The organism is Aequorivita sinensis (genome assembly GCF_006346335.1).
GTDB lineage: Bacteria > Bacteroidota > Bacteroidia > Flavobacteriales > Flavobacteriaceae > Aequorivita > Aequorivita sinensis.
Window position 1 is genome coordinate 210,336 of sequence record NZ_VDMC01000001.1, and the last position, 26,056, is coordinate 236,391.

The window sequence follows — 26,056 nt, forward strand, 5'->3', positions numbered from 1 at the left end:
CCGCTAAACTAAAAATTCAAAAAAATGGCTACCCACAAACTTTTATATGATGATGAAATGGAAGATCCTTTCTCATTAGTGGCCATACATTGTAGTGAAGAGGATTATAAGCTAGCCTATTTGCTAAACCAATTTTTAAACACTAAGTTTAAAAGAAGTAAGAAAGACTTAGACTTTTCATCTGATGGAAAAATAATCTTATTTCCACTTTATGCTTATGAAGATTTAAAAGATTATAATAGCTTTTATTTAGTAGCAAATAAGTGCAAAATGATGGAGGCGAGTTTACAAAGTTCGGGAGGCTTATTTTCTGAGTCAGTTTCAGAAAAAGCAACAACTCATTACTTATTGCCAGAAATGAAAAATGTAGATTACTTTTTAAAGATTCAAACGGATTATGGAAGTTTTCCTATTGAGTCTTTAATTTCAGAAATCAATAAAATAAAACAAATTATTTCGGCTTATTTTGTAGAAACCGAAAAAATAAAATCTAAGAACAATTTAATTTTTGATTAAATGTCAAACCAAAAGAGAACTAAAATAGTTGCAACACTTGGTCCTGCAACAAATAGTGAAGAGACCATAAAAAGTATGATATTGGAGGGTGTGGATGTTTTTAGAATAAACTTCTCGCATGCAGATTACGATACCGTTAAATCGAATATTGCAACAATTCGTAAACTTTCGGACGAATTAAGTCTTCATGTTGCCATTTTAGGTGACCTTCAAGGACCTAAACTTCGTGTAGGTGTAATGAAAGAAGAGGTTGTCCTACAACCAGGAGATGAACTTAGTTTTTGTACTGGTGAAGAATTTGAAGGCACTAAGGAGAAAGTCTATATGAATTACGACAATTTTCCTAAAGATGTTCAAGTTGGAGAACGAGTACTACTTGACGACGGTAAACTTATTTTTGAAGTTTTAAAAACTAATAAGAAAAATGAAGTAAAAGTTAAGGTTATTCAAGGTGGACCTTTACGCTCTAAAAAGGGTGTAAACCTACCAAATACCAAGCTTTCCCTTCCAGCACTTACACCAAAAGACAAAGCTGATGCTGTATTTGCAATAGAGCAACAAGTAGATTGGATTGCACTTTCATTCGTACGAAATTCAGATGATTTAAAGGAGCTACAAGCTCTTATTGAAGCACATTGTGATTATAAAATTCCAATCATCGCAAAAATTGAAAAGCCTGAAGCTGTAAAAAATATTGACCGAATTGTAGCTTATTGCGATGGCTTGATGGTTGCTCGAGGTGATTTAGGAGTAGAAGTTCCAGCTGAAGAAGTACCACTAATTCAAAAAGAATTGGTTTTAACTGCCAAGCGCGCACGAATTCCTGTTATTATCGCAACTCAAATGATGGAAACAATGATAACATCATTAACACCTACACGTGCAGAAGTAAACGATGTTGCCAACTCTGTAATGGACGGTGCAGATGCGATGATGCTTTCTGGGGAGACTTCGGTAGGTAATTATCCTGTTGCAGTTATTAAAACAATGGCTAAAATTCTAAAAAGCGTAGAAAATTCCGATTTAATACGCGTACCACAAAATCCGCCACAAGTAAAAACTAATCGCTACATTACCAAATCCATCTGTTACCACGCAGCATTGATGGCAAACGAAATTGAAGCTAAAGCAATTTGTACACTAACAAATAGTGGGTACACTGCTTTTCAAATTTCAGCTTGGCGTCCCTCAGCGTTTATCTTAGCCTTTACTAGCAATAAACGTATTCTTGCTCGACTAAATCTTTTATGGGGCGTAAAAGCGTTCTATTACGATAAATATGTGAGTACAGATGAAACCGTAGAAGATGTAAACAGAATTGCTTCGGAAAAAGGATTTGTAACCAAAGGAGACTATCTAATCAACCTTGCGGCGATGCCCATTGTGGATAAAGGAATGGTGAATACATTGCGAGTTTCGCAGGTATAAGATTTATTATAACAAACAAAAAATGGTCTTCACGGACCATTTTTTGTTTATCTATTCATTTATTAATCGGCAAATTCAACCTTTTCGATTTTCATTCCATTTGCTTCTTTAGTAATAGTTACCGAATACCCAAAACCAGAAGTTTTGTAGTTATACACTATTTTTTTAAGCTCATTTTCTTCACGCGAAATCACTAATTCGCTTATAAAATCGGTTTTCTTTTTATTGTTGTTATGTTGCGTTTCACTATTTGCACCTTTAGGATTTGGAAAGGCAAATGCCCTTGGGATATTGAAAAGTTGCTGTGCATTAAAAAACCCCTCGTGCCACTTATCTGTAGGTAAAATTATGGTCTCTGTATTTGTGGGCTTGCTTGCCGTTCCGCCAGAAGCTTCAGAATAAATTACTTTTGGGAAATCTTTTTTGAGTTCTTCGGCATAATTTTTTGCAACTGCACTTTCTCCAGGAGGATAAAACTTAGACATAAAGCCATTAAAAGCATACCCTTTTTTGTTGTTAAATTCAACCTCATCCATTGCTCCATCTATCCCACCAACATTCATGGTTGTTTTTCCTTCGGCTTTTACAATTTTCACTTTTGTACCCAAAGGCATAACAGCCAATTTTGAACTTTGCAAATTTGGAAATTCACGTAAAGTCAACCCACTTACAGCAGTAACATACATATAATCCGGATTGGTTTCTATCGGAATAGAATCGGTTACGACAGTTTGAGTTTCTTCGTTGTTTTTTACATCACTTTTACAAGAAAATAACAATGCGAAACCTAAAAAGGAAAAAATAGAGATAGCTACAGTCTTCATAATTTGGAGTTTTTAATTAGTATAAAGGTAAGTAGCTTTTTTACATACTTAAAATTCTAGTTTTAATTGTACATCAATCGATGCGCTTGGGACCGATTTTTTAATTGAAACCTCATTGTTTAGGTTCGAAATTGAAATTCCCAACAATCGTACCGACTCTTTCATTTTTTCTTGGAATAACAATTCTTTAACTACTTCTAAAATTAATTCTTTAGACGATATAAACAACGGTACTGTTTTACTGCGAGTTTGTAAAGTGAAATCGCTATACTTAATTTTAAGGGTAATTGTCTTCCCAGCAAGTTTGCGTTTTAACATTCGTCCTTCCACCTCAGTTGCAATTTCTTCTAGGCGTTCCATCATAAAAATTTCTGATGATATATTTTCAGAAAAAGTATGCTCGGCCGCTAATGATTTTTGCTTTCGGGTTGGCTTCACTATGCTGTTGTGTATACCTCGAACAACGTTGTAATAATGTTGTCCACTTTTTCCGAAGTGTTCATTTAAATACTCCAAAGATTGATTTTTTAAATCCATTCCGGTGAAAATTCCTAAACGATACATTTTCTCTTTTGTAACCTTCCCAACACCATAAAACTTCTTTACATCTAGGGTTTCTAAAAATGGAATAACCTCTTCTGGACTTATTGTTTTTTGCCCGTTAGGCTTGTTGATATCACTTGCTATTTTAGCTACAAACTTATTAACTGAAATCCCTGCAGAGGCATTTAAACCAGTCTTATCCTTAATTTTTTGACGAATTTCAGTCGCTATCATTGTAGCGCTCGGGTTTCCTTTTTTGTTTTCAGTAACATCAAGATACGCTTCGTCTAAGGAAAGCGGTTCTACCAAATTAGTATACTCAAAAAATATTTTTCTAATTTGTTTTGAAACTTCTTTATAGCGGTCGAAATTAGTGTTTACAAAAATGAGTTCCGGACATAATTTTTTTGCCGCTACACTACTCATGGCACTCCTAACTCCAAACTTTCGAGCTTCATAACTTGCTGCACTTACCACTCCTCGTTCCGAACTTCCTCCAACAGCAATTGCCTTGCCTCGCAGCTCTGGATTATCCAACTGCTCTACAGATGCGTAAAATGCATCCATATCGATGTGAATTATTTTACGAACAATTAAAGACTTTTGCATAATGTAAATTTAATACCATCTAACAAGGTATTCAAAACTTGTAGGTATATTTATAGAATGAAAAAAACTGCTATTATTTTAGGAGCAACAGGACTCACTGGAAATATTTTACTAGAAAAACTTCTGAAGGATGATACTTATGATAAAATTAAATTATTCTCTCGTAGTTCCGTGGGAATAAATTCACCTAAAATCGAAGAGTATATTATAGATATGTTTCAGTTAAAAAATAATTCTGAAACCTTTAAAGCCGATGTTGTTTTCTGTTGTATTGGAACCACAAAATCTAAAACACCCAATAAAGATACTTATAAAAAGATAGACTATGGGATTCCAGTGGCTGCTGCAAAGCTTGCAAAACAAAACGATATTAAAACATTTATCGTTATTTCAGCATTAGGTGCCTCAGAAAATAGTAGTGTTTTTTACAATAAGACTAAAGGAGAAATGCAACGTGATGTTTTACTTCAGAAAATTGAAAACACATACATTTTACAACCTTCTTTGATTGTTGGAAATAGAAATGAATCTCGATTTGGAGAAAATCTAGCAGAGGCTTTTATGAAGGTTTTTGGGTTTTTAATTCCTGCGAAATACAAAATGATAGAAGCCGAAACAATTGCTGAAGCCATGCGTGTTTTATCGAAAGATGGTTATTCTGAAAAAATAATTACTTCCGAAAAAATTAAAGAAATTGTAGGCTAAAATGTCTGTTCGAGCAGAGTTGAGGATTATTAAGAGGTGTCATCTGTGCTCAACCTGATAACGTAATATAGAAATAAACATGAAAGAAATAGAACGTAAATTCCTAATTACTTCCGAAGCTTTTAAAAAAGAAGCTCATAAGCGCACACGAATTGCACAAGGTTTTTTAAACACACATCCTGAACGTACTGTACGCATCCGATTAATGGGAGATAACGGGTATATTACTATAAAAGGTAAGTCAAATAAATCAGGATTGTCTCGCTTTGAATGGGAAAAGCAAATTTCTTTAAATGAAGCTAAAGAATTACTTCTACTTTGTGAGAAAGGTATAATTGAAAAAACTCGTTACGAAGTTTCAGTAGGGGATCACATTTTTGAAATCGATGAGTTTACGGGAGAAAATGAAGGGTTAATTATGGCTGAAGTTGAACTTAATTCAGAAGATGAAGTTTTTACTAAACCTGAATGGTTAGGAAAAGAAGTTACAGGCGATATTCGATATTACAACTCACAACTTAGTTTAAATCCTTTTAAAAACTGGAAATAAAAAAACTGCCCTAGCAATAAATACTAGGACAGTTAATCAACTAACCAACCAAATCAAAAAAAAACTTTTATCTCCATCCACCACCAAGGGCTTCGTATAAATCAACAATTGCTTGTAAACGATTATTTTTTGCTGCTACCAAATCTAAGCTCGAACCTAGTGCACGTTCTTGAGCGGTTAAAACCTCTAAGTAAGTGCCCATTCCATTATCTAATAATTCCTCTGAGTACTCAGTAGCTAAATTATAGGCTTCGTTTTCACGTTCTTTAATTGAAATCTTTTCTGTTGCAGCTTCGATAGAATACATTGCATCAGAGACTTCCTTTCCAGCTATAAGAAGTGCATATTTAAAGTTCAACAACGCTTGTTCTTGTCTTGCTTGTGAAACTTCGTATTGCGTCTTAATCTTACGCCCGTTAAAAATTGGCTGCGTCAACCCACCTACAACACTAGCAAACAATGAATTCACATTAAAAAGTTTATCGAGATCCAAACTTTGGAAACCACCGTTAGCACTTAAAGTAAGTGAAGGATAAAAACTACTTCTTGCAACATTTGTAAGTTCAAAAGCATTTACCAAACCATATTCAGCTGCTATCACATCTGGTCTATTACTTAACAATTGTGAAGGAACTCCTGTTTCTAATGGAATTTCAATACTTTGATTATCTAAGGTACCTCTAGTGATTTGTTGAGGAGAACTTCCTAATAAAATAGATAAGGTATTTTCTACTAACCTACTTTGATTTTTCAGGTCTACCAGTATAGCTTGAGCCGTATACAACTGAGCCTCAGTTTGTTTCACTCCAGCTTCATTACCAATACCTGCATCCTTAAGAGCAATAGTGGTTTCAACTCCTTCAGTTCGAGCACTAATTGTTTCTTCGGTTACTCTAATCTGTTCGTCAATAGCTAAAAGCTGATAATATGTAGCTGCAATATTTGCCACCAATCTACTTTTTACTGCTTGGTGAGCCGCTACGGTTTGCAAATAAGTAGCATCAGAAGCACGCTTAGTACTTCTAATTTTCCCCCAAATATCTGCTTCCCATGAAAGTCCGCCAGATACCTCAAACTGATCTACCGAAGAGTTTTGACCAGGAATTCTACTTGATTCTGAAAGTTCCTGATGCACAACTCTAGCAGTACCATTCAATGTTGGGAAATATCCTGCTTTACCTTGTTTTACATAAGCCTCTGCTATTGCAATTTGCTGTAATGCAATACGGATATCCATATTATTATTAAGCCCTTCTTCTATATAACCTTGAAGTATCGGATCTGTAAAAATCTCTTTCCAAGACACTGTTGCCATAGATAAACTATCCTGAGGCAAGTTTTCAGTACGGAAATTATCAGATTCCACCACTGTTTCAGGTCTGCTGTATTCTTTCGCTACAAAACAAGATTGAAGCGTTAAGAAAGCCATTGCAATTGCAATTCCTTTTAAAAATTTCATAGTACGATTTCTTTTATTTTTCATCTTGAACTTCAACTTCAAATGTATCTGGGGTTTTATTCATTTTATCTTGTATCCATTGGAAAAAGATATATAGAATAGGAATTACAAATACTCCGAAAATAGTTCCAATTAATAATCCACCTACTGCTCCTGTTCCAATTGCATTGTTACCACGTGCTCCAATACCTGTAGCAAAAACTAACGGTAAAAGACCAACGATAAAGGCAAACGATGTCATCAAAATAGGTCTAAGTCTAGACTTTGCACCTTCAAATGCAGCAGTCATACGCGAAAGTCCTGTTCTACGTCTTTGAAGCGCGAACTCAACAATCAGAATCGCGTTTTTCGCTAATAATCCAATAAGCATTATAAGTGCAATTTGGAAGTAAACGTTGTTCTCCAATCCTGAAAACTTTGTAACTATATAGGCTCCAAAAACACCCACTGGCACAGAGAATATCACTGAGAATGGAATTAAGAAGCTTTCGTATTGTGCTGCTAGAATGAAATACACAAATAGTAAAACAAGAATAAAAATAAATGTAGTTTGACTACCTGCTGAAATCTCCTCACGAGTAAGTCCAGAGAAAGCTACAGTATATTCCTGAGGCAAGTTTTGACTTACTTCTTGAACTGCTTTAATAGCATCTCCTGAAGAGTATCCAGGCGCCGCTGCACCGTTCACACTTGCAGAGTTAAACAGGTTAAATCTAGTTACCGATTGAGGTCCATATACTCTTTCTAACGTAATGAACTCTGTAATTGGAGCCATTTCACCTTGTGAGTTACGTACGAATATCTGATTCAAACTTTCAACAGACGTTCTATCTTCTGGTAATGCTTGAACAAACACACGATACTGCTTTCCGTATCTAGAGAAATCGGCTGCGTAGATACTTCCTATATATCCTTGTAGGGTTGTAAGAATTGAACTCACACTAATCCCAGCTTCCTTCGTTTTAGCAATATCAACATCTATTTCATATTGCGGATAATCTGTATTAAATGATGACTGCGCATACATAATTTCTGGTCTCTGCATTAGTTCTTGCAGATAGTTTTGGGTAGCAATACTTAGGTCGTTAAAACTACCACCAGTTCTATCCAAAACTTTCATTTCAAAACCTGAAGAGATACCGAAACCTGGTACACTTGGAGGTTGGAAAAAAAGAATGTTCGCATCTGGAATAGTTGCAGCAACTCCGAAAAGTTTACCAGTAATTGCTTCTACCGATCTATCATCATCTTCTCTTTCAGACCAATTATCTAATTTAATGAATCCAATCCCGTAGTTACTACCTGAACCACTGATAATACTAAATCCATTTACTAATGAGATATCTCTAATTCCAGGAATATCTTTAATTTTTTCTCGTAATTCTTTATTAACTCCAACCGTTCTATCTAATGAAGCCCCAGCTGGAAGTTCCACGTTTGCGAAAATAAGTCCTCTATCCTCGTCAGGAACGAAACCTGTTGGAGTAGTATTAGAAGCCCAAACAATACCTACTACACAAATAATTAAGAAGACAACACTAATCCATTTGTGCCTATACAAAAATCCTAAAGATCTCATATATCTATCAGTTGTAACAGCAAATGCAGTGTTGAACTTGCTAAAGAAACGCCCTAATAGGTTTTTCTTTTTAACTTCTTCATCGTGAGTTTTAAGGAATATAGCACATAATGCAGGACTTAATGTCAATGCATTTACTGCCGAAATTACAATGGCCACAATAAGCGTAACACCAAACTGTTCATAGAATACCCCAGTAGGTCCTGTAATAAAAGTTACTGGAATAAATACTGCTGCCATTACTAAGGTGATTGAGATAATAGCCCCCGTAATTTCATCCATTGCTGAGTGAGTTGCTTTTAATGCTGTTTCTGCTCCTTCTTCAAGTTTAGCATGCACCGCTTCCACAACTACAATAGCATCATCCACTACAATTCCAATTGCTAGTACGAGTGCAAATAATGTTAATAGGTTAATTGAATACCCAAACATATTTAGGAAAAAGAAGGTACCTACAATAGAAACCGGTACCGCAATAGCAGGAATTAAAGTTGAACGGAAATCCTGTAAGAAAATAAACACTACCAAGAACACCAATAAGAATGCTTCTATAAGTGTTGTTATTACTTTACTAATCGAAGCTTCCAAAAACTCGTTAGAGTCGAAGTTAACTATATGCTTAACTCCTTTTGGGAAGTCTTTCTCCATAACCTCAAACTTCTCGTGCACAGTACGGATAATCTCCTGAGCATTAGATCCAGCTGTTTGATAGATAGCCATACTCACCCCTGGATTACCATTGGTGAATGATATAGATCCGTAGTTTTGAGCATCTAATTCAACTTCCGCAACATCTTTAAGAGTAAGGAACTTTCCATTTCCTAACGACTTAATTACAATTTCTTCATATTGTGAAGCTTCTTTATATCTACCGCTATAGGTTAAAACATATTCAAAAGATTCTGCATTGTTTTGCCCTAAAGATCCTGCTGCAGCTTCTCTACTTTGCTCTCTAATAGCAGCAGTAATATCTGCTGGTTCTAGATTATAAGCAGCTAATTTTTCTGGTTTTAACCAAATACGCATTGCGTAATCTTTACCACCAAATACGTTTACACCCCCAACTCCATTAATCCTTTTCAATTCTGGGAGTACATTAATATTTAAATAGTTTTGAATATAAGTACCATCATAATCTTCATTTTCAGAATAAACTGTAATGAACATTAAGGCACTAGTTTGTTGTTTCTGCGTAATTACCCCAGATTGAGTTACCTCTGATGGTAATAATGAAGTAGCACGTGCCACACGGTTTTGTACGTTTACCGCAGCAATGTCTGGATCTACGTCTTGGTCAAAAAACACGTTTATACTTGCACTACCGTTGTTACTTGCTGTTGAAGTGATGTAAGTCATCCCTTCTACCCCGTTAATCTGTTCCTCAATCGGAACAATTACACTCTCAAGTACTGTCGCAGCGTTCGCACCAGGATAGTTGGCAGAAACCTGTACCGTAGGTGGAGCAATTTCTGGATACTGGGTGGTAGGTAGCGTTGTAATACCTAAAACCCCCAATATTAATATGATAATGGAAACGACACTAGATAGAACAGGTCGTTCAATAAATTTCTTGATCATAGTTTCTTCTTATTTGAATACTTTTTCTAATCCTTTTGCAATACTGTCAAAATCTGCTGGCTGTGCTATAATTGGCGTTTGGTCTCTAAGCTTTCCAACTCCTTTTGCAACTACCTTATCACCTGGATTTATACCGTCTTTTACAATCACTAAGTTGTCTACACGATCTAAAATATTAATAGCACTTGTAGTAGCTAAAGTATCTCCTTGTACTTTATAAACGTATGTAATCCCTTGCCTTTCATATGTAGCAGATGCAGGAACAACTGTTGCATTTTCATATGTATTTGGAAGTTGAATTCTTCCACTGTAACCGCTAGAAAGCAATCTATTTGGATTGTCAAAAACAGCTCTAAATGAAACTGTACCCGTAGAAGGGTTTACTTGAGAATTAATGGTTTCTACAGTTCCTTCTTGATCATATAAAGTACCGTTAGCTAAAATCAAACGAACTTTAGGCAGATTCTTTATTTTATCTTCAAGCGTTTTTCCTTCGTTCTTTTCGATAAAATCTAAATAAGCTTTTTCATTTAATGAAAAGAATGCATATATCTTGTCTATATCCGCCACAGTTGTTAATGGCACTTGAGAAGATGGGCTTATTAAAGCACCTTCTCTAAAAGGAATAGAACCTACATAACCATCTACTGGGCTTTTAATAGTAGCATAACCAATATTTGCTGAGATAGAGTTATAAGCACTTTGTGCTTGCGCTAATTTAGCTTTGGCTGTTTCAAGTTGAACACCGCTTATAATGTTCTTCTCAACTAGTGGCTTTAGCTTATTTACTTCAACTTGAGCCGCGTTGACATTGGCTCTTGCTGCAGCCGCATCTTGGCTTAAAGATTGTGTTTCCAATCTAAAAAGTGTTTGCCCTTTTCTTACTTTTTGTCCTTCATCTACCAAAACATGAGTTATATAACCAGAAGTTTTAGCACGCACTTCACTATTAATTATACCTTCTAAACTTGTAGGATACGTAGCGTAAGCTGTAACGGTTTGTGAAGGAACTGTTACTACAGGAAATGGTAGTGCTTGTGGAGCTCTTTGGTTCTGACTTTGATCATTACCACAACTGGCAAAAAACAAGCAAAGCCCTACTAAACCAGGAAGCACATAAGTAAATTGTATTTTTTTCATTTTTGTATAATTAGTCGTTTTTATGGTTTTCAATTAGTTTTGTACGTAAGTTTATCATCATGCTAGAAGCCTGATTTAAATAGTTTAAATATTCATAGTGAAAGTTAAGGTCAAACTTCTCTTCTGAATCTTCTGGAAAACTTTTATTCATATCCGATTTGTAGTCAATGATCTCTAAATGAATATCACGTTCCTCATTCCAACTACTTATCATCTCATCCATAGACTGCACCCAAGCGTTTGGACTTAGAATAAAGTACTTTTTGCGATCACCAGTTTTGGTGTAATATGTAATTCGATGAGAAGCTTGCAAATTAGTGAGATGAGTAAAAATTGTGCTTTTACTCGCTTTAAGTTCACATACTAAGTTTTCAAAAGTTTCACCTTTTTTACCTTTCAAAATTAGGCTAGCAAGTATTCGAGCCGCTAAAGGAGCTAATTGCTCCTTATGCTCCAAGTGCACACCCATTCTTTCTATCAACTTATCTTTTTTATTCAAAATATTTTTTAATAAGGCTGCAAAGATATGTTTGGTTCGTAAAATACCGAACCAAACAGAGTTTAAATTTTTGTTAAAGTTATTTTGAGTGAATTAACTACTTTTTAGCAGTAATAAATGGCACATTTAATGTTACACAAGCTACCGTGGTTCAACTAGATGGGAAAATTATTGTGGTTGGACAAGCTGGGGAACAATCAACTTACATTGCGGTGGCTACGCGTTTTAATACAGACGGATCAATCGACACTACTTTTGGAGAGGATGGAAATGTACTTATGCCTATATGTAGTATGAAATCATTCGCTACAGATGTAGCCCTTCAAGCAGATGGAAAAATCGTTATGAGCGGATACACTTGGGATAATGTTACAGGTGATATTTTTTCACTTCGCCTAAACACCGATGGAACTTTCGACAACTCTTTTGGATCAAATTGAGTTGCACTTGTTGATAATGGATCTGATGTATCAAAGGCTGTAACTATACAAGATGATGGTAAAATATTGGTAGGTGTATATTCTAATGACAATTTCACAGTTGCCCGATTTAATACTGATGGTACCTTAGATTCCACATTCGGCTCTAATGGATGGTCCACTACAACTTTTCCTAATGCCCCAAGTTATGTGAAAGATGTAAAAGTTCAAGCCGATGGAAAAATTGTACTTGGTGGTTTTTTGATAAACAATCAAAACACTTTTGAAATGGCACCTGCTAGATAAACAGTGATGGTAGGATTGATAATAGGTTTAAAACCGATGGAATGGTTTCGTTCAATATTGGGAATGGAAACGATTTTAGTGAAGCGCTTGCTATACAAGACGATGGAAAAATTCTTTTAAGAGGACATAAGTGGATCAGTAATATAGGACTTAAACACGATTTAGCAGTTGTTCGTCTAAATGAAGACGGAACCTTTGACAATACTTATGGAGATAACGGTGTAACTACGGCTCGTTTAGAAGATGGTCCAAATTATTCAGACGATATTGTTTTACAAGACGACGGAAAAGTAATCATTGCTGGATATTCTGTTCGTGAAACTGAATATAATCTTGCAATGGCACGTTTTGACACTAATGGAAACTTAGACAGTACTTTCGGAGTTGATGGTATGGTAAGTACAGATTTCAATCAGCGTGAAGATTACGGTACAGCAATCACACTTCAGCCAGACAATAAAATTATTCTTGCTGGTTACTCTTACGCTCCAACAGGAGGTTCTGAATTAATCGTTGTACGTTACGACAACGTAGTTTTAGGTACTGAAGATTTTCAAAATGTTAAATTCAACTTATTTCCTAACCCAGCAAACAGCCAAATTACTGTTCAGTTAAGCGATGCTTCTACAAGCTACAAACTGGAAATCTACGACGTTTCAGGTAAAAAAGTTTACGCTTCAGAAATCCAAAATACAGCCAACATTAATGTTTCAGATTTTGCTTCTGGAGCATGTTTAGTGAAACTAACTTCTGACAACAACTCAAGCGTTGTTCGATTTGTTAAGCAATAATATTTAAAAAGGACCTAGGACTAAAAAACGTAGGACATAAGACAGCGTAGATTTCAAAAAGGTTTTATTAATGTAAATCCATTTTGTCCTACGTCTTAAGTCCTATTGTCTTAAGTCCTTTTTTTATTCATTGAAGTGTTTTAATTTGGATCCCCTCTTTCAACTCATTTCCTTCACTATCCACAACTGTTAGAATATAATTTCCTGGTTTTGGGGAAATAGCCAACTCGTGAAACGTTTCCGTTTTCCCGATATATTCTGAATCTAAATACCAATAAACTATATTTTCTGATGATCGGTGCGCAAGCTTAAAAATTACTTCGTTCACATTTTCATCAAAATTCTTCGGAAGCAACACTGTTTCATTTTTCTTTGGATATATAAAAGCCATCAACTTTTCACCATCCTGTCTACAATTAGGCGCAAAAGGCGGCAAAGGATGATATTCTGGATGAAGAGACGCGTAAAAATATTCCATAACCGGCGGTAGCACAAACCAATTCTTTTGAACCATTTCTGAAAGGGAATAACACGAAGAATTAACCCGATAATTTTCCGAAGCATTTAAAAATACGGTTTGATGATACGGACAAGCTTCGGTTCTTGCACCGTTTTTCGAAATCCATTCCTTCTTTATTTCGTCGCAAAAAAGTCCAGCGAGATGACCGCTTTTTGCACAAACTTCAACTTCAACCAGTTCGTCATACGGAATATTAAACCACCCGCTTTGTGGCAAAACATTCAAAACATCAAACAAAATGGGAGCTGCAGCTTGAATTCCAGTTAAACCCGGTCGTCCTTCGCCATCGGCATTTCCCACCCAAACGCCTATTGCGTAATTTGGCGTAACCCCAACGGCCCACGCGTCTTTAAAACCGTAACTCGTTCCTGTTTTCCAAGCGAGTGGTTGACTGCTTGTAAAAAACTCCCAATTTTCTTCACCACTCGGACGGTTCACTTTTTGCATTGCATCGAAAGTTTCATAAATTGCTCCCGCATTCCAAACCCAAGGATTTTGCTGAATTTTTCCGAAGTCAATTTCCTCGTGATCTTTCACATAAACTGGTTCCACAAATTCATTTTTTCGGTATTCGCTGGAAGAAGTGTTGAAGAAATTTAAAGTTGAAGCCATCCCCGCATACGCTTTTGTAATATCCCATAAGCTGCTTTCCGCGCCGCCCAAAATCATAGACAAACCATAATAATCTGCAGGTTTATCGACTGACTTTTGATTCATTTTTCCAAGAATATTATAGAACCGCTGTAAACCGAAATCGCGTAACATCCGCACCGCTGGAATATTTAGCGAACGAGAAAGAGCAACGCTAGCGGGCACGGCGCCGTTAAATTGCTTGTCGAAATTTTCAGGTGTATATCCATTCACTGAAGTAGGAACATCAGCCACCAAAGTATTCGGAAGAATCTCCCCAGCATCTAGCATTGAAGCAAAAAGAAAAGGCTTTAGAATACTCCCCGTGCTTCGCGGTTTTTCAATAACATCTACATAGTTGTTGTGTTCTTTTGTTGTAGGTGAATTCCCCACATACCCCAAAACTTCGCGTGTATTTACATCCATCACCAACACCGCAACATTGTGAATTTGATTCTGACTCAACAAAAAATTATGCTCTTTTACAATATTATTTAGCTTTTGTTGAAGTGAAAAATCAATGGTTGTTTCAATTCGTTTTCCTGGATGCTCCTTTCGAATTTTTTCAGTTAAATGAGGTGCAAATTCCGGCAAAGACAACGGTTTTCCGGGTAGGTTTTCATCCAAAGCCAATTGATACGTGGTTTCATCAATCACTCCATTTTTGAAAAGTTTCAATAATAAAGCATCTCTTTTCTTCTTTAAAATTTCTTCGTTTTTCCCGGGAAAAATAAGTGAGGGCGCATTTGGAAGTACCGCTAAAGCAGCAGATTGCCCCCAACTCAATTCGCTCGCAGGAATCCCGAAATAGCGCCAGGACGCAGTTTCCAATCCAACCACATTTCCGCCAAAAGGCGCGTACGAAGCGTATAAATTCAAAATTGATTTTTTCTTAAAACCTGCTTCCAAACGCGTGGCTTGAAAAATTTCAATTAATTTTTCAAAATAAGTTCTTTCTTTATTTTGTCGGGAAAGACGGATAACTTGTTGGGTAATTGTACTCCCGCCGCGACGGGAATCGGTAGTAAGATTATTCCAAAGTGCTTTTGAAATAGAAATTGGATTGAAGCCGGGATGCCAATAGAAATATTCGTCTTCAAAATAAAGAATACATTTTTCAAACCGTTCCGGCACCGAATCCATTTGTGGAAATCGCCATTGGCCATCGTCTGCAATTCGTGCGCCCAGCATTTGCCCGCTGCTGCTTTCGGCTACGGTTGCGGTGGGAACCTCAAATAATGGCGAGGGAAGGCAGAAGAGCCAAACCACCAATAAAACTAGCGCGATACTGAGTTTTATTTTGTGAGTTTTAAAATGCTTTTTTAAAGTTGTTCTTTTCAATTTAATTCCTAAAGTCAATTATGTAGACTAATGTCAGTCTGAGCTTGTCGAAGACCCGTGTGTTGCGCTTCGACAAGCTCAGCGTGACATTTATATTTCAATTTATCATGAGGTTTTCGAGTGTCAGTCTGAGCCTGTCGAAGACGGGTTTCTCTTATCAGGATGCCCATATTCAGTATAATTTTTTGAAAATTCTATTAAATCTTGCCAATTCTCTTCAATCAATGCAGTTTTCTTTCTTCGTGACCAGCCTTTTATCTGTTTTTCAACCTTTATTGCTTCCGTTGGATTTGTACATTGTAAGTGCCATTTTAGCACTACTGGTCTCCTTTTAAAAGTATAGCAATCTTTTTTTATTCCTTCATTATGCTGCACAAGTCTGCGTTCTAAATCATTTGTCATTCCTGTGTAATAGGAATTATCAGAGCATTGAAGGATATATGTGAAATAGAATTTCATATATTTTAATTAATCATAAAACGCTTCGACAGGCTCAGCATGACACGGTTATTTTTCATTGGCATTTAGAAAAAATCACAATTCAATAGTCACCCACATCCCTTTGTTCCTCGCATAATAAGAATTGTCATACATAGCTTCAACCTGTGTTCCCGGCAAATAATACGTTCCTAAATAGGACGCATTTAGCTTCACGGTGAACGTCTTCGTTTGATTGCTTTTTAAATCAAAGAAAAAATTCACGCGGTCGTCGCGAATGTCTGTGTATCGTGCGTTTCCAGTTGCGCCACCGCCCAATTCTGAAAAACTAGTGTTTACAACTTCCCAACCGCTTGGGAAGATTTTCGCCAAAGCCACATTGTTTATCCAATCTCCCGAAGTATTGGTAACACTTACTTTGGCGATTATTTCGGTTCCTTGTCGCAATTTCGTTACGTCGATTGCTTTTCCATCACCTCCCAAATATTCAGATTTTATGGAGAGATTACGTCTTTCGGCAAGTTCTTTTCCTAGTGGAAGTTTTCCTCGTTGCGAAAGCGTAACGTAAACAATATTCCCTTTTTTATTGGTTACTGAAACTGAATTACTTCCCATCACAAACGACAGATCTCGCTGCGCAATGGCTCGATCAGTTTCTAATTCAACCGATTTTCCGCCATTTGTAAATGTGAGTTCCATCGCTTTACCGCCATTCTTTTCAACCATTTTCGCCATCGTCATTAAGGCATACGAAGTTTCCTGTGTGCTGTACCAATTTCTGGATGAGAGATCTTTCGCTACTGAAATTGCCAATTCACGTTGTTTCGGATCGCCTAATAAAACCATAGTTTCCAAAGCCATTACGCGATTTCTAAACGGAGATCCGTAGGTATAATTGTCAGATTTTTGAGGGACAAAATTAATATTTGCCGTTTTTGCAATTTGCTCGGCAACGTTTTTCTTTCCAGCCAAAGCATAAGCTGCAGCCAGTCGCCATTTTGCATCATTGCTCAATTCTTTGCTTTCGCGAAGTCTATTCATTGCTGCCAATTCTGGTTTTCCGGCCAATGCTAAGGTGTAAAGTCTGTAAGCCTGTGTTAAACTTGAATTGTACACCGCATAACTATTTCGCCATTGGCGCGCCATGTTTTGTTGGTACAGCAACCAATTGCTCATAAAGCTTATGGGCAAAGCGTAGCCTTTTTGCTTCGCTTCAAGCATAAAATGCCCCGCATAAGTTGTGCTCCACTCATCTGCTTCGCGCTCGCCGGGCCAATATGAAAGTCCGCCGTTAGAAAGTTGAAATCTACCCAAACGCGCAATAGTTGCTTTTACATTTTTTTCAATTACTTGCTTTTTGTCGAAAGTAATATCGAAAACATCTGCTAAATACAGCTGCGGAAATGCAGAAGAAGTACTCTGTTCCAAACATCCGTAGGGATAGTTGATTAAAAACTCCAGACGTTTGCCGAAATCCATCGGTGGCAATGTTGAAAATTCAAGCGTCGCGGCATTGCTTCCGGGCACGCCGAAAGTTTCAAAATTTATAGTTTGTGAGCCATTTTCAGCAATAGTGAATTGCGTAGATTTTTGCGAAATCGGGTTTGGGTTCTCCACATCAATTTCAACTTTGTAGCTCGCTTTTTCACCGTTGCCCGAAGCGGTTACTTCTATAGTTTGAACCGCATCTGTCACGTTGAGCGCAGCCGAAACATCGAATTCAAAATTCACAATTTGTTCTCCCGGCCCGTTGAAAGTAACAGTTTTTGAAGCTCCATTTTTCGGTTTCAAAGCATCACCGGTTTTTACTGTAATCGTGGCGGTTTTCACTTTATTTTCCATTGCGAAAACGGTAACTGGCAGCACAACCGTTTCGCCCGGGGATAATTTCCGCGGAAGCGAGGCCAACACCATTAAAGGCGTACGGACGGGTGTGGTTTTTTCAGCACTGCCGTAAGCGCTTTTAGTTTTATCGCCCGCAATTACCATTGTGCGAACAGAACCTACATAATTTGGCATCATTATATTGTGCGATGCAGTTTTGCCAGCCGCAAGTTCAAACGGGCCGAGGTATTTTACAACGGGTTTAAATCTGTCGGCTTTTCGGTTTTTTGCACCCAAAGCCGCATCGCCACCCCCGATTGCGTAAATATTATCCACACTGCCCGAATAGGCGCCAATTACGTAATCGAACATATCAAAAGTTTTCACACCCAAAGCTTCGCGACTGTAAAAACTTTCGTGAATATTGGGGGTTGCAAATCGTGTTAAATCCAGCAAACCTTCGTCAACAACAGCCAAAGTATAAGTCATAGGTTTGCCTTTTTCTTCTGAAACTTCTACGGTGAAATTTTCTTCAGGTTTCAGCACATTCGGCATCGTGATTTTTGGTTGTAAAACGGTTGAAGGGTCTTCCACCAATAGCGGAATAACACCGTAAAGTCTCATCGGCAAATCATTCTTAGTTTGATTGTGTGGCTGCAGCAGCGAAATATTCACATAAATATTCGGCGCCATTTCCTTCGTGATTTTTATCGCGGCTTTGGTTTCGCCCTTTTTGGTTTCAATCCAATGCGTTGCCAAAACTTCGGTGCCATTTTCCACACTAATTAAGGCGCGACCGTCGCTACCGGAAGGGAAAGTTATAAAAGCTTCTTCACCTACATTATACTTATCTTTATCTGCTGAAAAGACTAACATTTTCGCACTTTCCGCATCGCCATCACTTGGGCGTTGTGACCAATTTCTGTAGAAATAAGTGATGCGTCCCGTTGCGTGGCCAGATTGTTTATCGATTACCCGAATTAAATAACGTCCGCTTTCCTCTTCGGGAATATTTACAGTGAATTTTCCCTTGCCGCTGCCATCAGTTTTTAGGGTGAAATCTTTTACGGGGCTGTGAACAGTTGAATTTTCATATGTTGAAAGATTGTCTCTTCCACGGTTCCACCACCAACGCCATTCAATTTGAAAAACTTTTACTTGCAACTCCCGATTAGCCGTAGCTTGTCCTTTAGTATCTACGGAAACCACATCAAAAGTTGTGTTTTCATCTGTAAAATAAGAGCCGTAGCGACCGGCTTCGGGAGATTTCAAACCTACAAAATGAGAGAACGGAGCCAAATCTTTCGAAAAAATATCCATTGAAAAATCACCACCGCCTTCATAGACTTTCGTTAAAAATGTAGCTTTCAACATTCCCGGTGCGTTTTTTCCAACTTCCATCTTTTGGCTAAAAGAAATAGCACCTTCCGAAGAAAGTTGCCCATCCAAAACTGGGATTTCAACCTCATCAAAACTGCGGATTGGGTCCGTGAAATTATATTTTGGGAATTTCGGAAAAGCCGTGTTGCTTGAACGAAGCGTGGCCGTCATATCAATTTTTAAATTTCGCGCAGGCGAGCCGTGAAGCCACATTGCGCTTGCCATACCTTTTACGGGTTTTGTTGCGTCGAGAATTTCATCGTCAAAATCGAGTTTGATTTTTAAACGGTTTGGTTTTATGGTTGCAACTTTTAACGTGTTACTAAACTGTGCGCCGCCAACGGTTATAGTTGCGTTCCAGTTTCCAGTTGGTGCCGAAGGATCTGTGGCGATTGGGAAATAATAAAAAGACCCAAGCCCCCTAGCCCCCGATACACCTCCGCCTTCGGCACCTCCTATTGAAAAAGAGGAGGAACCAGTTACATCACTATTAAGAACAGTTCGTTGCACTAATTTACCGCGAGCATCGGTCACAGAAAGCGTTACGGGATGGTTTTTTGGAAGTGGATTTGCGTTGTCGTTCAGCACAAAAGTTAAGTGAATACTGTCACCGGGGCGGTACACGCCACGTTCGGTAAACGTGTAACCTTTTAAACCTTTTTGAAGTTCTTTTCCCGAAATATCAAAATTGCTCATGGAAAGGGCATTTCCATCTTCGAGTTTTACGTAGGCAAATTTGTTTCCTTTTTGTGCCACTGCGAAAGCTGCATTTTTAGTGCCGTCGTAAAGCGTTATTCCGTCGGCTTCGGTAGTAAGCGTTTCAATGAGTTGCTGCTGATAGTTGAAAAGTTTAATTTTTACACCACCTTCGGGCTTTGCAGAAATTAGGTTTGTGGTAATAAAATGATAGGAGCGATTGTTGCTTTTTTTCACAATTAAGCCTAAATCTGAACCCAAAATATTTGCCGTCACTACGCGATCTTCGTTGTAATAAGCGGCATGACACGGATTGTCCTGCTGTTGCCAATTATAGGTAAAATTTCGCCAGCGGTAAATTTGGTTATCCCAATATCGCTCTTCGCGAATATCTTCATCTTCAGAGGGGTCGAATGTATAATATGGATCTTCTTCGTAGTTTTCGTTACTATCTTCTTCACTTGCTGTAGTCTCGGCGCAATCATAAATGATATAATCTTTTTTGAAACTGATTTCCAGTTGATAAATGGCACCGGGATCTGCTTTAAAATATTCCGAAAGATTAATTGCGTAAGCTTTCCAGCTTCCATTACTTGACAAGTCATCATTTTTTAAATCGATAGTCTTTTTGGCAATTCGCCTACCAACTCGTCGAATATCGTACGTATTAATGTCGTTCAAATTATAACTTTGAAGAAATTGCAGCACGTTGTTTTCGTAAATTTTAATAACTCGAACATCTACTTTTGAAAGATTTACTGCTTCAAAATAAACGGGCGTAGAAGCAGAATTCGGAAGAATAACCCCTTTTGAAATCATTCGCACTGCAGGTTTTAACTGTTCAAAAGAAACCAATTCTGAAAATTCTTTCTTTAAACCGAAGCCTTCCGTGTTTTTAATTCCCGTGAAAACGGTAACTTTTACGTTGCCCACAACGCGGTTTGGCGGGTAAACGTTCAACACATTTCCGTTTACTTCGTAACGCAGATCTGCGGTGTTTTCGATAGTAACCAGCCCAGCGAAATCCTGATTTTCCATTAAGGGATCTGAAAAGTTGATGCTCAATAGTGCCGAAGAGCCCACAGTGCTACTTATATCAACTATTGTAAAGCTATTTTGCCCCGGAATTTTAAACTTGTTTTCGCCTTTGTTTTCTGCGCCGATATGCTTGCCGTCCCATTTTATTAGGATTTCAGAATCGTTCATTTCACGGCTAATACTATCGATTGTAAAACTGAAATAACGAGCTTCTGTTGTTTCTGCCGGCCATTTCAAATTTAGCTTTTTGCCTTCCTGTGAAGCTGAAACCAATTGCTTGGCTTTTTCTAAAGAAATTACATCTGAGGCTTCCACAGATGCTTCAACGTATTGCCATTGTTTGTCATAACTTTGAAGGTTGCCGATGTCAACTTTAAAATTTGGCGTGATTGTATGAAAACTGAAGGTATATGTTTTGAAGTCTTTAGCAATGTCTTCGTATAACTTATTCAGCTTTACCGTTACAGTGTATTCGGTGTCTGGTTTTAAGTATTCTGAAGGTTGAAATATTAGGGTTTTGCCGTTTTCAACTACCAATTTCCCTTTTGTTTTTGGAGAAATACTTAAGTAATCATCAGCAGAAAGTTGCTCTGTCATCTCAAACTGCTCCAACGATTTCGTAAGCTCAACGCGAATATCAGTTGTAACAGATTGATTTCCGTAAGTGTTATAGGAAATATAATCCTTGAATTTGAAGAGGTTGTCTGTTTCGGCGTGTTTGTTCTTGTCTTTACAGGAAAAAACGAGAAGAATCAAAACGATGGAAAAAACCTTGAGTGAAATTTTCATACGCGACGGCTATAAATATTTAAAAATAAGTCAAATTGATTGGCTTACAAAGCAAAACCAATTTGTTTTGATTCGAAAAAAAATATGAAATATGTTTTTTGGGTGGGAGGTTGAATTTGAAAAGTAAAAATGAGTTGAAATTGTAATTAGAAGTTTAACATTTGGGAGGGAATTAACAAGAATTCGTAAGTAATTTTTCCCATTTATTTTTTAAACAATCTGTTGTAGGCTACATATTCAGGGAAATTCCAGGATAAAAAGCTTTTAGATTCCCAATCTTGTTTAAATATTCTTTTTCTTGATTTGATTTGTTTATGATATTCTTCGGCATTCATAAAATCTGCATCGTAAGGAAATATTTTAGTTTGAATGTTTTCAATTTTAGTTAATTCTGAAATAGGTTTGTCTAAATAGGGTAAGGATTTATCAGATAAATCTACCAAATAATCAAAATGTAGAAAAGCTGTATCGGCGTGAGCAAAATTATATTTGGCAATTAAACCATCCCAATTAACCATACTACTTACCACCAAAAGAATATACAATGCCATGGCATTTGTACGAAAAAGATAAAACCCAGATTTTACATTTCTTATTTTAATAAAAACTGAATATAATCCGTACAAAGTTAAAATCAAGAATATTGCTACACCTATTCTTTTATAGGCTAATGAGAAATGTTCTATGTACCAATAGTTGTGAACACCTACTGAGATTGCTAAAATGACATTTTGGAACAACCATAAATAGCTTAGATTTTTTAAGACTCTATTCTTGGCATAAAAATTCATGTTTCCTCTAAAAAAGTAAAGTATTATCGCAATTGATATTAAAATAGAGAAAATTAAAAGATAAGTTCCCTCGTGTACAAATTGTTTTAAGGTTTGTCCATCCCACTCAAAATTGAACCAAACCAAATAGACATCAGCAATATTCAATATTAATAAAATCAAGTTGAGGATGAAAAGCAGGAACAAAGCCGCCTTTAATTCATTTTTCAAACTTAATGTTTTAAAGTTTCTTTGTCCTTTTTGTTTCTTTCTAATTAAAATATCGCTAGCGTTAGTGTCTGCCTTTTTTATTGAAAAGTTTTTCGTTCTGAAATAAAGAATATTGCTAATTAACAAGCCTAGCAAAAGTGTTATTATAAATAGAAATTCAATATCCTTAAAAATAAAGTTAAATACACTTTGAAATTTTACACCCAGATTAATTGTCAACTCATCAAAAATTGGATTTGAAGCTTTGTAAATTGACACAAAAACAAAAATAACCGCTGCAGGTATTATGAAAATTCTAAACTTCCATATTATTTTTCCAATACTCTTCCCTTTTACTTTTGATTTTGTTACACTGTTTAAAAATTCATTTTGAGCCTGAAATATTGATTTTATAGAAATTAAGGCAACAGTTATAATTGATTTTGCAGACGGATAATTTAGAACTCCCACGAAAATAAATGCAGCTATAAAATGGATTACATATGATAAAACTGAATGCGTAAGCACTGTAAATACAGATGTTAATAAGAATCCTACGGTAGTAATAACTTGAACTTGATTTGAAAAGTTAAACTGTTTAGTGAAGATCCAAAAGATAATAAACGAGGTTTCAAAGATTATTAGGTTTAGACCTAAATCTTGGTTGTAGAATAAAATTGAAAAAAGTATTGCACTAAGAAAGGTTACTGGAAGTAAGTTTTTTACCCACATCTATTTATTATTTAAGGATTAGATGTAGTTTTTATCTATGGTTCGCTTTTTTAGGAAATTTATTAGTAATACTATATAGATAGGGAAAATAAAAAAAGGTTGCGTTAATTGTTAGGCATCTACATTTTATTTTTTAAAAACTCATACTCCCTCTCAACTTTACAAATCCTAACTTTACAATATGTAAACCATTTTTCCTTTCCTTTTTTCTGCGCAACCAAAGGATCTATGTTTGCTTTCCATGCCCAAAAATCCTGGTTATTGTTTTGCCAATATATCCATTAATTCGGCCATTTCAGAGTAACTTTTGGTGTTTTCAGTTTGGATTGATGTAAATATTATTATGTAATAGGGCTCCATTTATTCCTCATTATAAATCCCAATTTCCAATTCTCCTTCAGCATTCATTGATGCCCAGTACATTCCTGCGGTGTTGAACTCCATTGCTACATTTCCGTCTTTATCAATTGCAACAATGCCACCATCTCCTCCAAGTGCAGGCACTTTTTTATGAATAACCTCTTTTGCAGCATCTTGTAAACTCATTCCTTTATATTCCATCAAAGCAGAAATATCATAAGCAACTACCGACCGAATAAAGAATTCACCCCATCCAGTTGAAGAAACAGCACATGTTGCATTATTGGCATACGTTCCCGCTCCAATTATTGGGGCGTCACCAATTCGATTCCAGCGCTTGTTTGTCATTCCTCCCGTAGATGTCCCCGAAGCGAGATTTCCGTGTTTGTCTAGTGCTGCACAACCAACAGTACCGAATTTTGAATTCTTTATGTAAGGATCTTGAAAGGAAATTTTTTCAGTGTTTATAGTTTTTTCTTTTTCTAAAATCCTTTGTAACGATTCGTATCTACTTTTTGTATAGAAATAAGTTGTATCCATCATTTTATAACCTAAAGATTGAGCAAATTCTTCAGCACCTGCGCCATATAGCATAACGTGTTCGCTTTTTTGCATTACATCTTTCGCTAAATCTATTGGATTCTTTATGTGTTTTACTCCCGCTACCGCACCTGCGTTTAGAGTTGCACCGTCCATTATAGAAGCGTCGAGCTCGTTTGTTGCATCATGAGTAAAAACAGATCCTTTTCCTGCATTGAAAAGTGGGGAGTCTTCCAATACGTTAATAGTTTTTGTAACAGCCTCCAAAGAAGTACCCCCATTTTTAAGGATTTCATGTCCGATAGAAATTGCTTCCTTTAGCTTCTCTTTATAAGCCGCTTCTAACGAATCACTCATATTCTCTTTAAGAATAGTTCCAGCGCCACCATGAATTACAATCCCAAAAACATCCTCTTTACTACCTGCAATTTCATCAACTTTAAAATCTTCAGCATTGTGTTTATTAGGGTTTTTACAGCTTAATAATAATAATAAAAAACACAGGAGAGGTAATAAAACTTTATTCATGATATGGAGTTTATTATTTCAGACAATATTTACGATAATAATACTAATTTATCCTTAATTTAACGACAGTATTCTCATCAAAATTATCATTTTGCAAATTATTTTTCAAAAACACTCTTGCAGATTCAAATATATTTTTACTTTTGAACAAAATCTTATATCCCCACAATAATGATTAGAATAAAACAAAGCCTCCTCATGGCATTTCTATGCCTTGTTTTAATTTCCTGCTCAAAAGACAATTCAATAAATCATCAACAAGTAAAATACGAAATAGACTTAGAACTTGTTAAAAAGAATAACAGTGAGTTGTCCTCTCGCATCTTAGAGATTATTAACATTTATCGAGACTCTTTAGGATTAAACACACTGCAACTAGACAATCAATACTCATCTGCCCTAGCTGTAGACCACTCGTTGTACATGATTGATATAAACGAATTAAATCACGATAATTTTGGATATCGTTCAGAAGCTATAAAATTTTATCAAAAGGCTCAAACCGTTAATGAAATAGTTGGATATGGCTATGATACTGCAGAAGAAGTTGTAAATGCTTGGTTAAATAGTACAAGTCATAAAGTAATAATTGAAGGTGATTTTACTCATACTGGATTTGGAGTATTAAAAAGTGAGAATGATCGTAATTACTTTACACAAATCTTTTATAAAAAGTAATTCTACATCCCTTTTCTATTCCCTCAAATTGCCGTACTTTTACTATTTAACACAAAAAGTTAGGTTATGGCAATCAAGAAACCGTTTAATTTAAATAAGTGGGTAGAAGAAAATCGAGAGTTGCTAAAACCTCCTGTTGGCAATAAAAATTTATACGTAGAGTCTGATGACTATATCGTAATGATTGTTGCTGGACCTAATGCTCGTAAGGATTATCATTACAATGAAACCGAAGAACTATTTTATCAGTTAGAAGGAAATATTCAGGTTGCAATTCAGGAAGATGGAGAGAAAAAAATAATGGACCTAGGGCCAGGAGACATGTATCTTCATCCTGCAAAAGTGCCTCACTCTCCCAGTAGAAGCGAAGGGTCAATTGGACTAGTTATTGAAAGAAAACGCGTCGATCTTAAAGGAAAGGATGGTTTGCTGTGGTTCTGTGATAACTGTAACAATAAGTTACACGAAGTTTATTTTCCATTGAATAATATCGAAACTGATTTTTTAAAACATTTTAACCACTTCTACAACGACGAAGATTTACGCACTTGCGATAAATGCGGTACTGTAATGGAAGCCGATTCTCGTTTCACACAAGATTAACATCTTATTTATCAACCACATACACTTTCGTTT

General features: G+C 36.4%; 20 protein-coding genes. 9 read left to right on the top strand and 11 right to left on the bottom strand.

Features of this window, described 5'->3' with window-relative positions; genetic code table 11:
- Nucleotides 1–24: 24 nt before the first annotated feature.
- Complete coding sequence (locus FHP04_RS01020) at nt 25–516, top strand: IPExxxVDY family protein (RefSeq protein WP_139853972.1); 492 nt, start codon at nt 25–27, stop codon at nt 514–516.
- Complete coding sequence (gene pyk, locus FHP04_RS01025; RefSeq protein WP_139853973.1) at nt 517–1,944, top strand: pyruvate kinase; 1,428 nt, start codon at nt 517–519, stop codon at nt 1,942–1,944.
- 62 nt (nt 1,945–2,006) lie between these two features.
- Here the strand turns inward: pyk and FHP04_RS01030 are convergent, their stop codons facing one another.
- Both FHP04_RS01030 and dinB read right to left on the bottom strand, forming a co-directional pair.
- Nucleotides 2,007–2,768 (bottom strand): SH3 domain-containing protein, encoded by a 762-nt coding sequence (locus FHP04_RS01030; protein WP_139853974.1) that lies wholly within the window; start codon nt 2,766–2,768, stop codon nt 2,007–2,009.
- Between the two features lie 48 nt (nt 2,769–2,816).
- Entirely contained in the window at nt 2,817–3,920 is a 1,104-nt protein-coding gene (dinB, locus tag FHP04_RS01035; RefSeq protein WP_139853975.1) for a DNA polymerase IV, read from the bottom strand.
- A gap of 57 nt (nt 3,921–3,977) precedes the next feature.
- Here dinB and FHP04_RS01040 point away from each other — a divergent pair, with 57 nt between their 5' ends.
- A complete protein-coding gene (locus tag FHP04_RS01040) occupies nt 3,978–4,625 on the top strand; it encodes an NAD(P)H-binding protein (RefSeq protein WP_139853976.1) in 648 nt (215 codons plus the stop codon).
- Nucleotides 4,626–4,704: 79 nt separating this feature from the next.
- Complete coding sequence (locus tag FHP04_RS01045) at nt 4,705–5,175, top strand: CYTH domain-containing protein (RefSeq protein WP_139853977.1); 471 nt, start codon at nt 4,705–4,707, stop codon at nt 5,173–5,175.
- Between the two features lie 67 nt (nt 5,176–5,242).
- On the opposite strand, the gene FHP04_RS01050 is transcribed toward FHP04_RS01045, so the two are convergent.
- The 4 genes from FHP04_RS01050 to FHP04_RS01065 are packed head-to-tail and all read right to left on the bottom strand — an operon-like array spanning nt 5,243 to nt 11,430.
- On the bottom strand, nt 5,243–6,634 hold the full coding sequence (locus FHP04_RS01050) for an efflux transporter outer membrane subunit (protein WP_139853978.1): 1,392 nt from the start codon (nt 6,632–6,634) through the stop codon (nt 5,243–5,245).
- A 13-nt stretch (nt 6,635–6,647) separates the two neighbouring features.
- Nucleotides 6,648–9,791, bottom strand: a complete 3,144-nt coding sequence (locus FHP04_RS01055; protein ID WP_139853979.1) for an efflux RND transporter permease subunit — start codon at nt 9,789–9,791, stop codon at nt 6,648–6,650.
- A 9-nt stretch (nt 9,792–9,800) separates the two neighbouring features.
- A complete protein-coding gene (locus FHP04_RS01060) occupies nt 9,801–10,931 on the bottom strand; it encodes an efflux RND transporter periplasmic adaptor subunit (protein WP_139853980.1) in 1,131 nt (376 codons plus the stop codon).
- 10 nt (nt 10,932–10,941) lie between these two features.
- Nucleotides 10,942–11,430 carry a GbsR/MarR family transcriptional regulator gene (locus tag FHP04_RS01065; protein ID WP_246051377.1) on the bottom strand — a complete coding sequence of 163 codons (489 nt, stop codon included), beginning with the start codon at nt 11,428–11,430 and terminating at the stop codon, nt 10,942–10,944.
- A gap of 146 nt (nt 11,431–11,576) precedes the next feature.
- Here FHP04_RS01065 and FHP04_RS01070 point away from each other — a divergent pair, with 146 nt between their 5' ends.
- Genes FHP04_RS01070 through FHP04_RS01080 form a run of 3 tightly spaced genes read left to right on the top strand, consistent with a single transcriptional unit; the run spans nt 11,577 to nt 12,946 of the window.
- Nucleotides 11,577–11,870 (top strand): delta-60 repeat domain-containing protein, encoded by a 294-nt coding sequence (locus tag FHP04_RS01070; protein WP_139853981.1) that lies wholly within the window; start codon nt 11,577–11,579, stop codon nt 11,868–11,870.
- 45 nt (nt 11,871–11,915) lie between these two features.
- Nucleotides 11,916–12,155 carry a delta-60 repeat domain-containing protein gene (locus FHP04_RS01075; protein WP_139853982.1) on the top strand — a complete coding sequence of 80 codons (240 nt, stop codon included), beginning with the start codon at nt 11,916–11,918 and terminating at the stop codon, nt 12,153–12,155.
- 41 nt (nt 12,156–12,196) lie between these two features.
- Nucleotides 12,197–12,946, top strand: coding sequence for a T9SS type A sorting domain-containing protein (locus FHP04_RS01080; RefSeq protein WP_139853983.1), 750 nt, complete (start codon nt 12,197–12,199; stop codon nt 12,944–12,946).
- A gap of 127 nt (nt 12,947–13,073) precedes the next feature.
- On the opposite strand, the gene pbpC is transcribed toward FHP04_RS01080, so the two are convergent.
- The 5 genes from pbpC to FHP04_RS01110 all read right to left on the bottom strand — a co-directional run bounded on the left by pbpC (nt 13,074) and on the right by FHP04_RS01110 (nt 24,742).
- Complete coding sequence (gene pbpC / locus FHP04_RS01085; RefSeq protein ID WP_139853984.1) at nt 13,074–15,437, bottom strand: penicillin-binding protein 1C; 2,364 nt, start codon at nt 15,435–15,437, stop codon at nt 13,074–13,076.
- 123 nt (nt 15,438–15,560) lie between these two features.
- On the bottom strand, nt 15,561–15,896 hold the full coding sequence (locus tag FHP04_RS01090) for a GIY-YIG nuclease family protein (protein WP_139853985.1): 336 nt from the start codon (nt 15,894–15,896) through the stop codon (nt 15,561–15,563).
- A gap of 75 nt (nt 15,897–15,971) precedes the next feature.
- Entirely contained in the window at nt 15,972–21,602 is a 5,631-nt protein-coding gene (locus FHP04_RS01095) for an alpha-2-macroglobulin family protein (RefSeq protein ID WP_139853986.1), read from the bottom strand.
- Nucleotides 21,603–21,805: 203 nt separating this feature from the next.
- Nucleotides 21,806–23,314, bottom strand: coding sequence for a DUF4153 domain-containing protein (locus FHP04_RS01100; protein WP_139853987.1), 1,509 nt, complete (start codon nt 23,312–23,314; stop codon nt 21,806–21,808).
- A 360-nt stretch (nt 23,315–23,674) separates the two neighbouring features.
- The gene (locus FHP04_RS01110) at nt 23,675–24,742 is read right to left on the bottom strand and encodes an isoaspartyl peptidase/L-asparaginase family protein (protein WP_139853988.1); all 1,068 of its coding nucleotides are present in this window, start codon (nt 24,740–24,742) and stop codon (nt 23,675–23,677) included.
- Nucleotides 24,743–24,940: 198 nt separating this feature from the next.
- On the opposite strand from FHP04_RS01110, the gene FHP04_RS01115 reads away from it, so the two are divergent.
- Together FHP04_RS01115 and FHP04_RS01120 are read left to right on the top strand one after the other, a co-directional pair.
- Nucleotides 24,941–25,420, top strand: a complete 480-nt coding sequence (locus FHP04_RS01115) for a CAP domain-containing protein (protein WP_158319100.1) — start codon at nt 24,941–24,943, stop codon at nt 25,418–25,420.
- A 66-nt stretch (nt 25,421–25,486) separates the two neighbouring features.
- Nucleotides 25,487–26,023 (top strand): 3-hydroxyanthranilate 3,4-dioxygenase, encoded by a 537-nt coding sequence (locus FHP04_RS01120; protein ID WP_139853990.1) that lies wholly within the window; start codon nt 25,487–25,489, stop codon nt 26,021–26,023.
- Nucleotides 26,024–26,056: the final 33 nt, after the last annotated feature.

Bases quoted from the DNA above. Each gene is read 5' to 3' on its own strand.
- FHP04_RS01110 (WP_139853988.1), bottom strand. From the start codon at position 24,742: ATGAATAAAGTTTTATTACCTCTCCTGTGTTTTTTATTATTATTATTA.
- FHP04_RS01060 (WP_139853980.1), bottom strand. From the start codon at position 10,931: ATGAAAAAAATACAATTTACTTATGTGCTTCCTGGTTTAGTAGGGCTT.
- FHP04_RS01030 (WP_139853974.1), bottom strand. From the start codon at position 2,768: ATGAAGACTGTAGCTATCTCTATTTTTTCCTTTTTAGGTTTCGCATTG.
- FHP04_RS01040 (WP_139853976.1), top strand. From the start codon at position 3,978: ATGAAAAAAACTGCTATTATTTTAGGAGCAACAGGACTCACTGGAAAT.
- dinB (WP_139853975.1), bottom strand. From the start codon at position 3,920: ATGCAAAAGTCTTTAATTGTTCGTAAAATAATTCACATCGATATGGAT.
- FHP04_RS01020 (WP_139853972.1), top strand. From the start codon at position 25: ATGGCTACCCACAAACTTTTATATGATGATGAAATGGAAGATCCTTTC.
- FHP04_RS01045 (WP_139853977.1), top strand. From the start codon at position 4,705: ATGAAAGAAATAGAACGTAAATTCCTAATTACTTCCGAAGCTTTTAAA.
- FHP04_RS01095 (WP_139853986.1), bottom strand. From the start codon at position 21,602: ATGAAAATTTCACTCAAGGTTTTTTCCATCGTTTTGATTCTTCTCGTT.
- FHP04_RS01050 (WP_139853978.1), bottom strand. From the start codon at position 6,634: ATGAAATTTTTAAAAGGAATTGCAATTGCAATGGCTTTCTTAACGCTT.
- pyk (WP_139853973.1), top strand. From the start codon at position 517: ATGTCAAACCAAAAGAGAACTAAAATAGTTGCAACACTTGGTCCTGCA.
- FHP04_RS01115 (WP_158319100.1), top strand. From the start codon at position 24,941: ATGGCATTTCTATGCCTTGTTTTAATTTCCTGCTCAAAAGACAATTCA.
- FHP04_RS01090 (WP_139853985.1), bottom strand. From the start codon at position 15,896: ATGAAATTCTATTTCACATATATCCTTCAATGCTCTGATAATTCCTAT.
- FHP04_RS01120 (WP_139853990.1), top strand. From the start codon at position 25,487: ATGGCAATCAAGAAACCGTTTAATTTAAATAAGTGGGTAGAAGAAAAT.
- FHP04_RS01100 (WP_139853987.1), bottom strand. From the start codon at position 23,314: ATGTGGGTAAAAAACTTACTTCCAGTAACCTTTCTTAGTGCAATACTT.
- FHP04_RS01055 (WP_139853979.1), bottom strand. From the start codon at position 9,791: ATGATCAAGAAATTTATTGAACGACCTGTTCTATCTAGTGTCGTTTCC.
- FHP04_RS01080 (WP_139853983.1), top strand. From the start codon at position 12,197: ATGGTTTCGTTCAATATTGGGAATGGAAACGATTTTAGTGAAGCGCTT.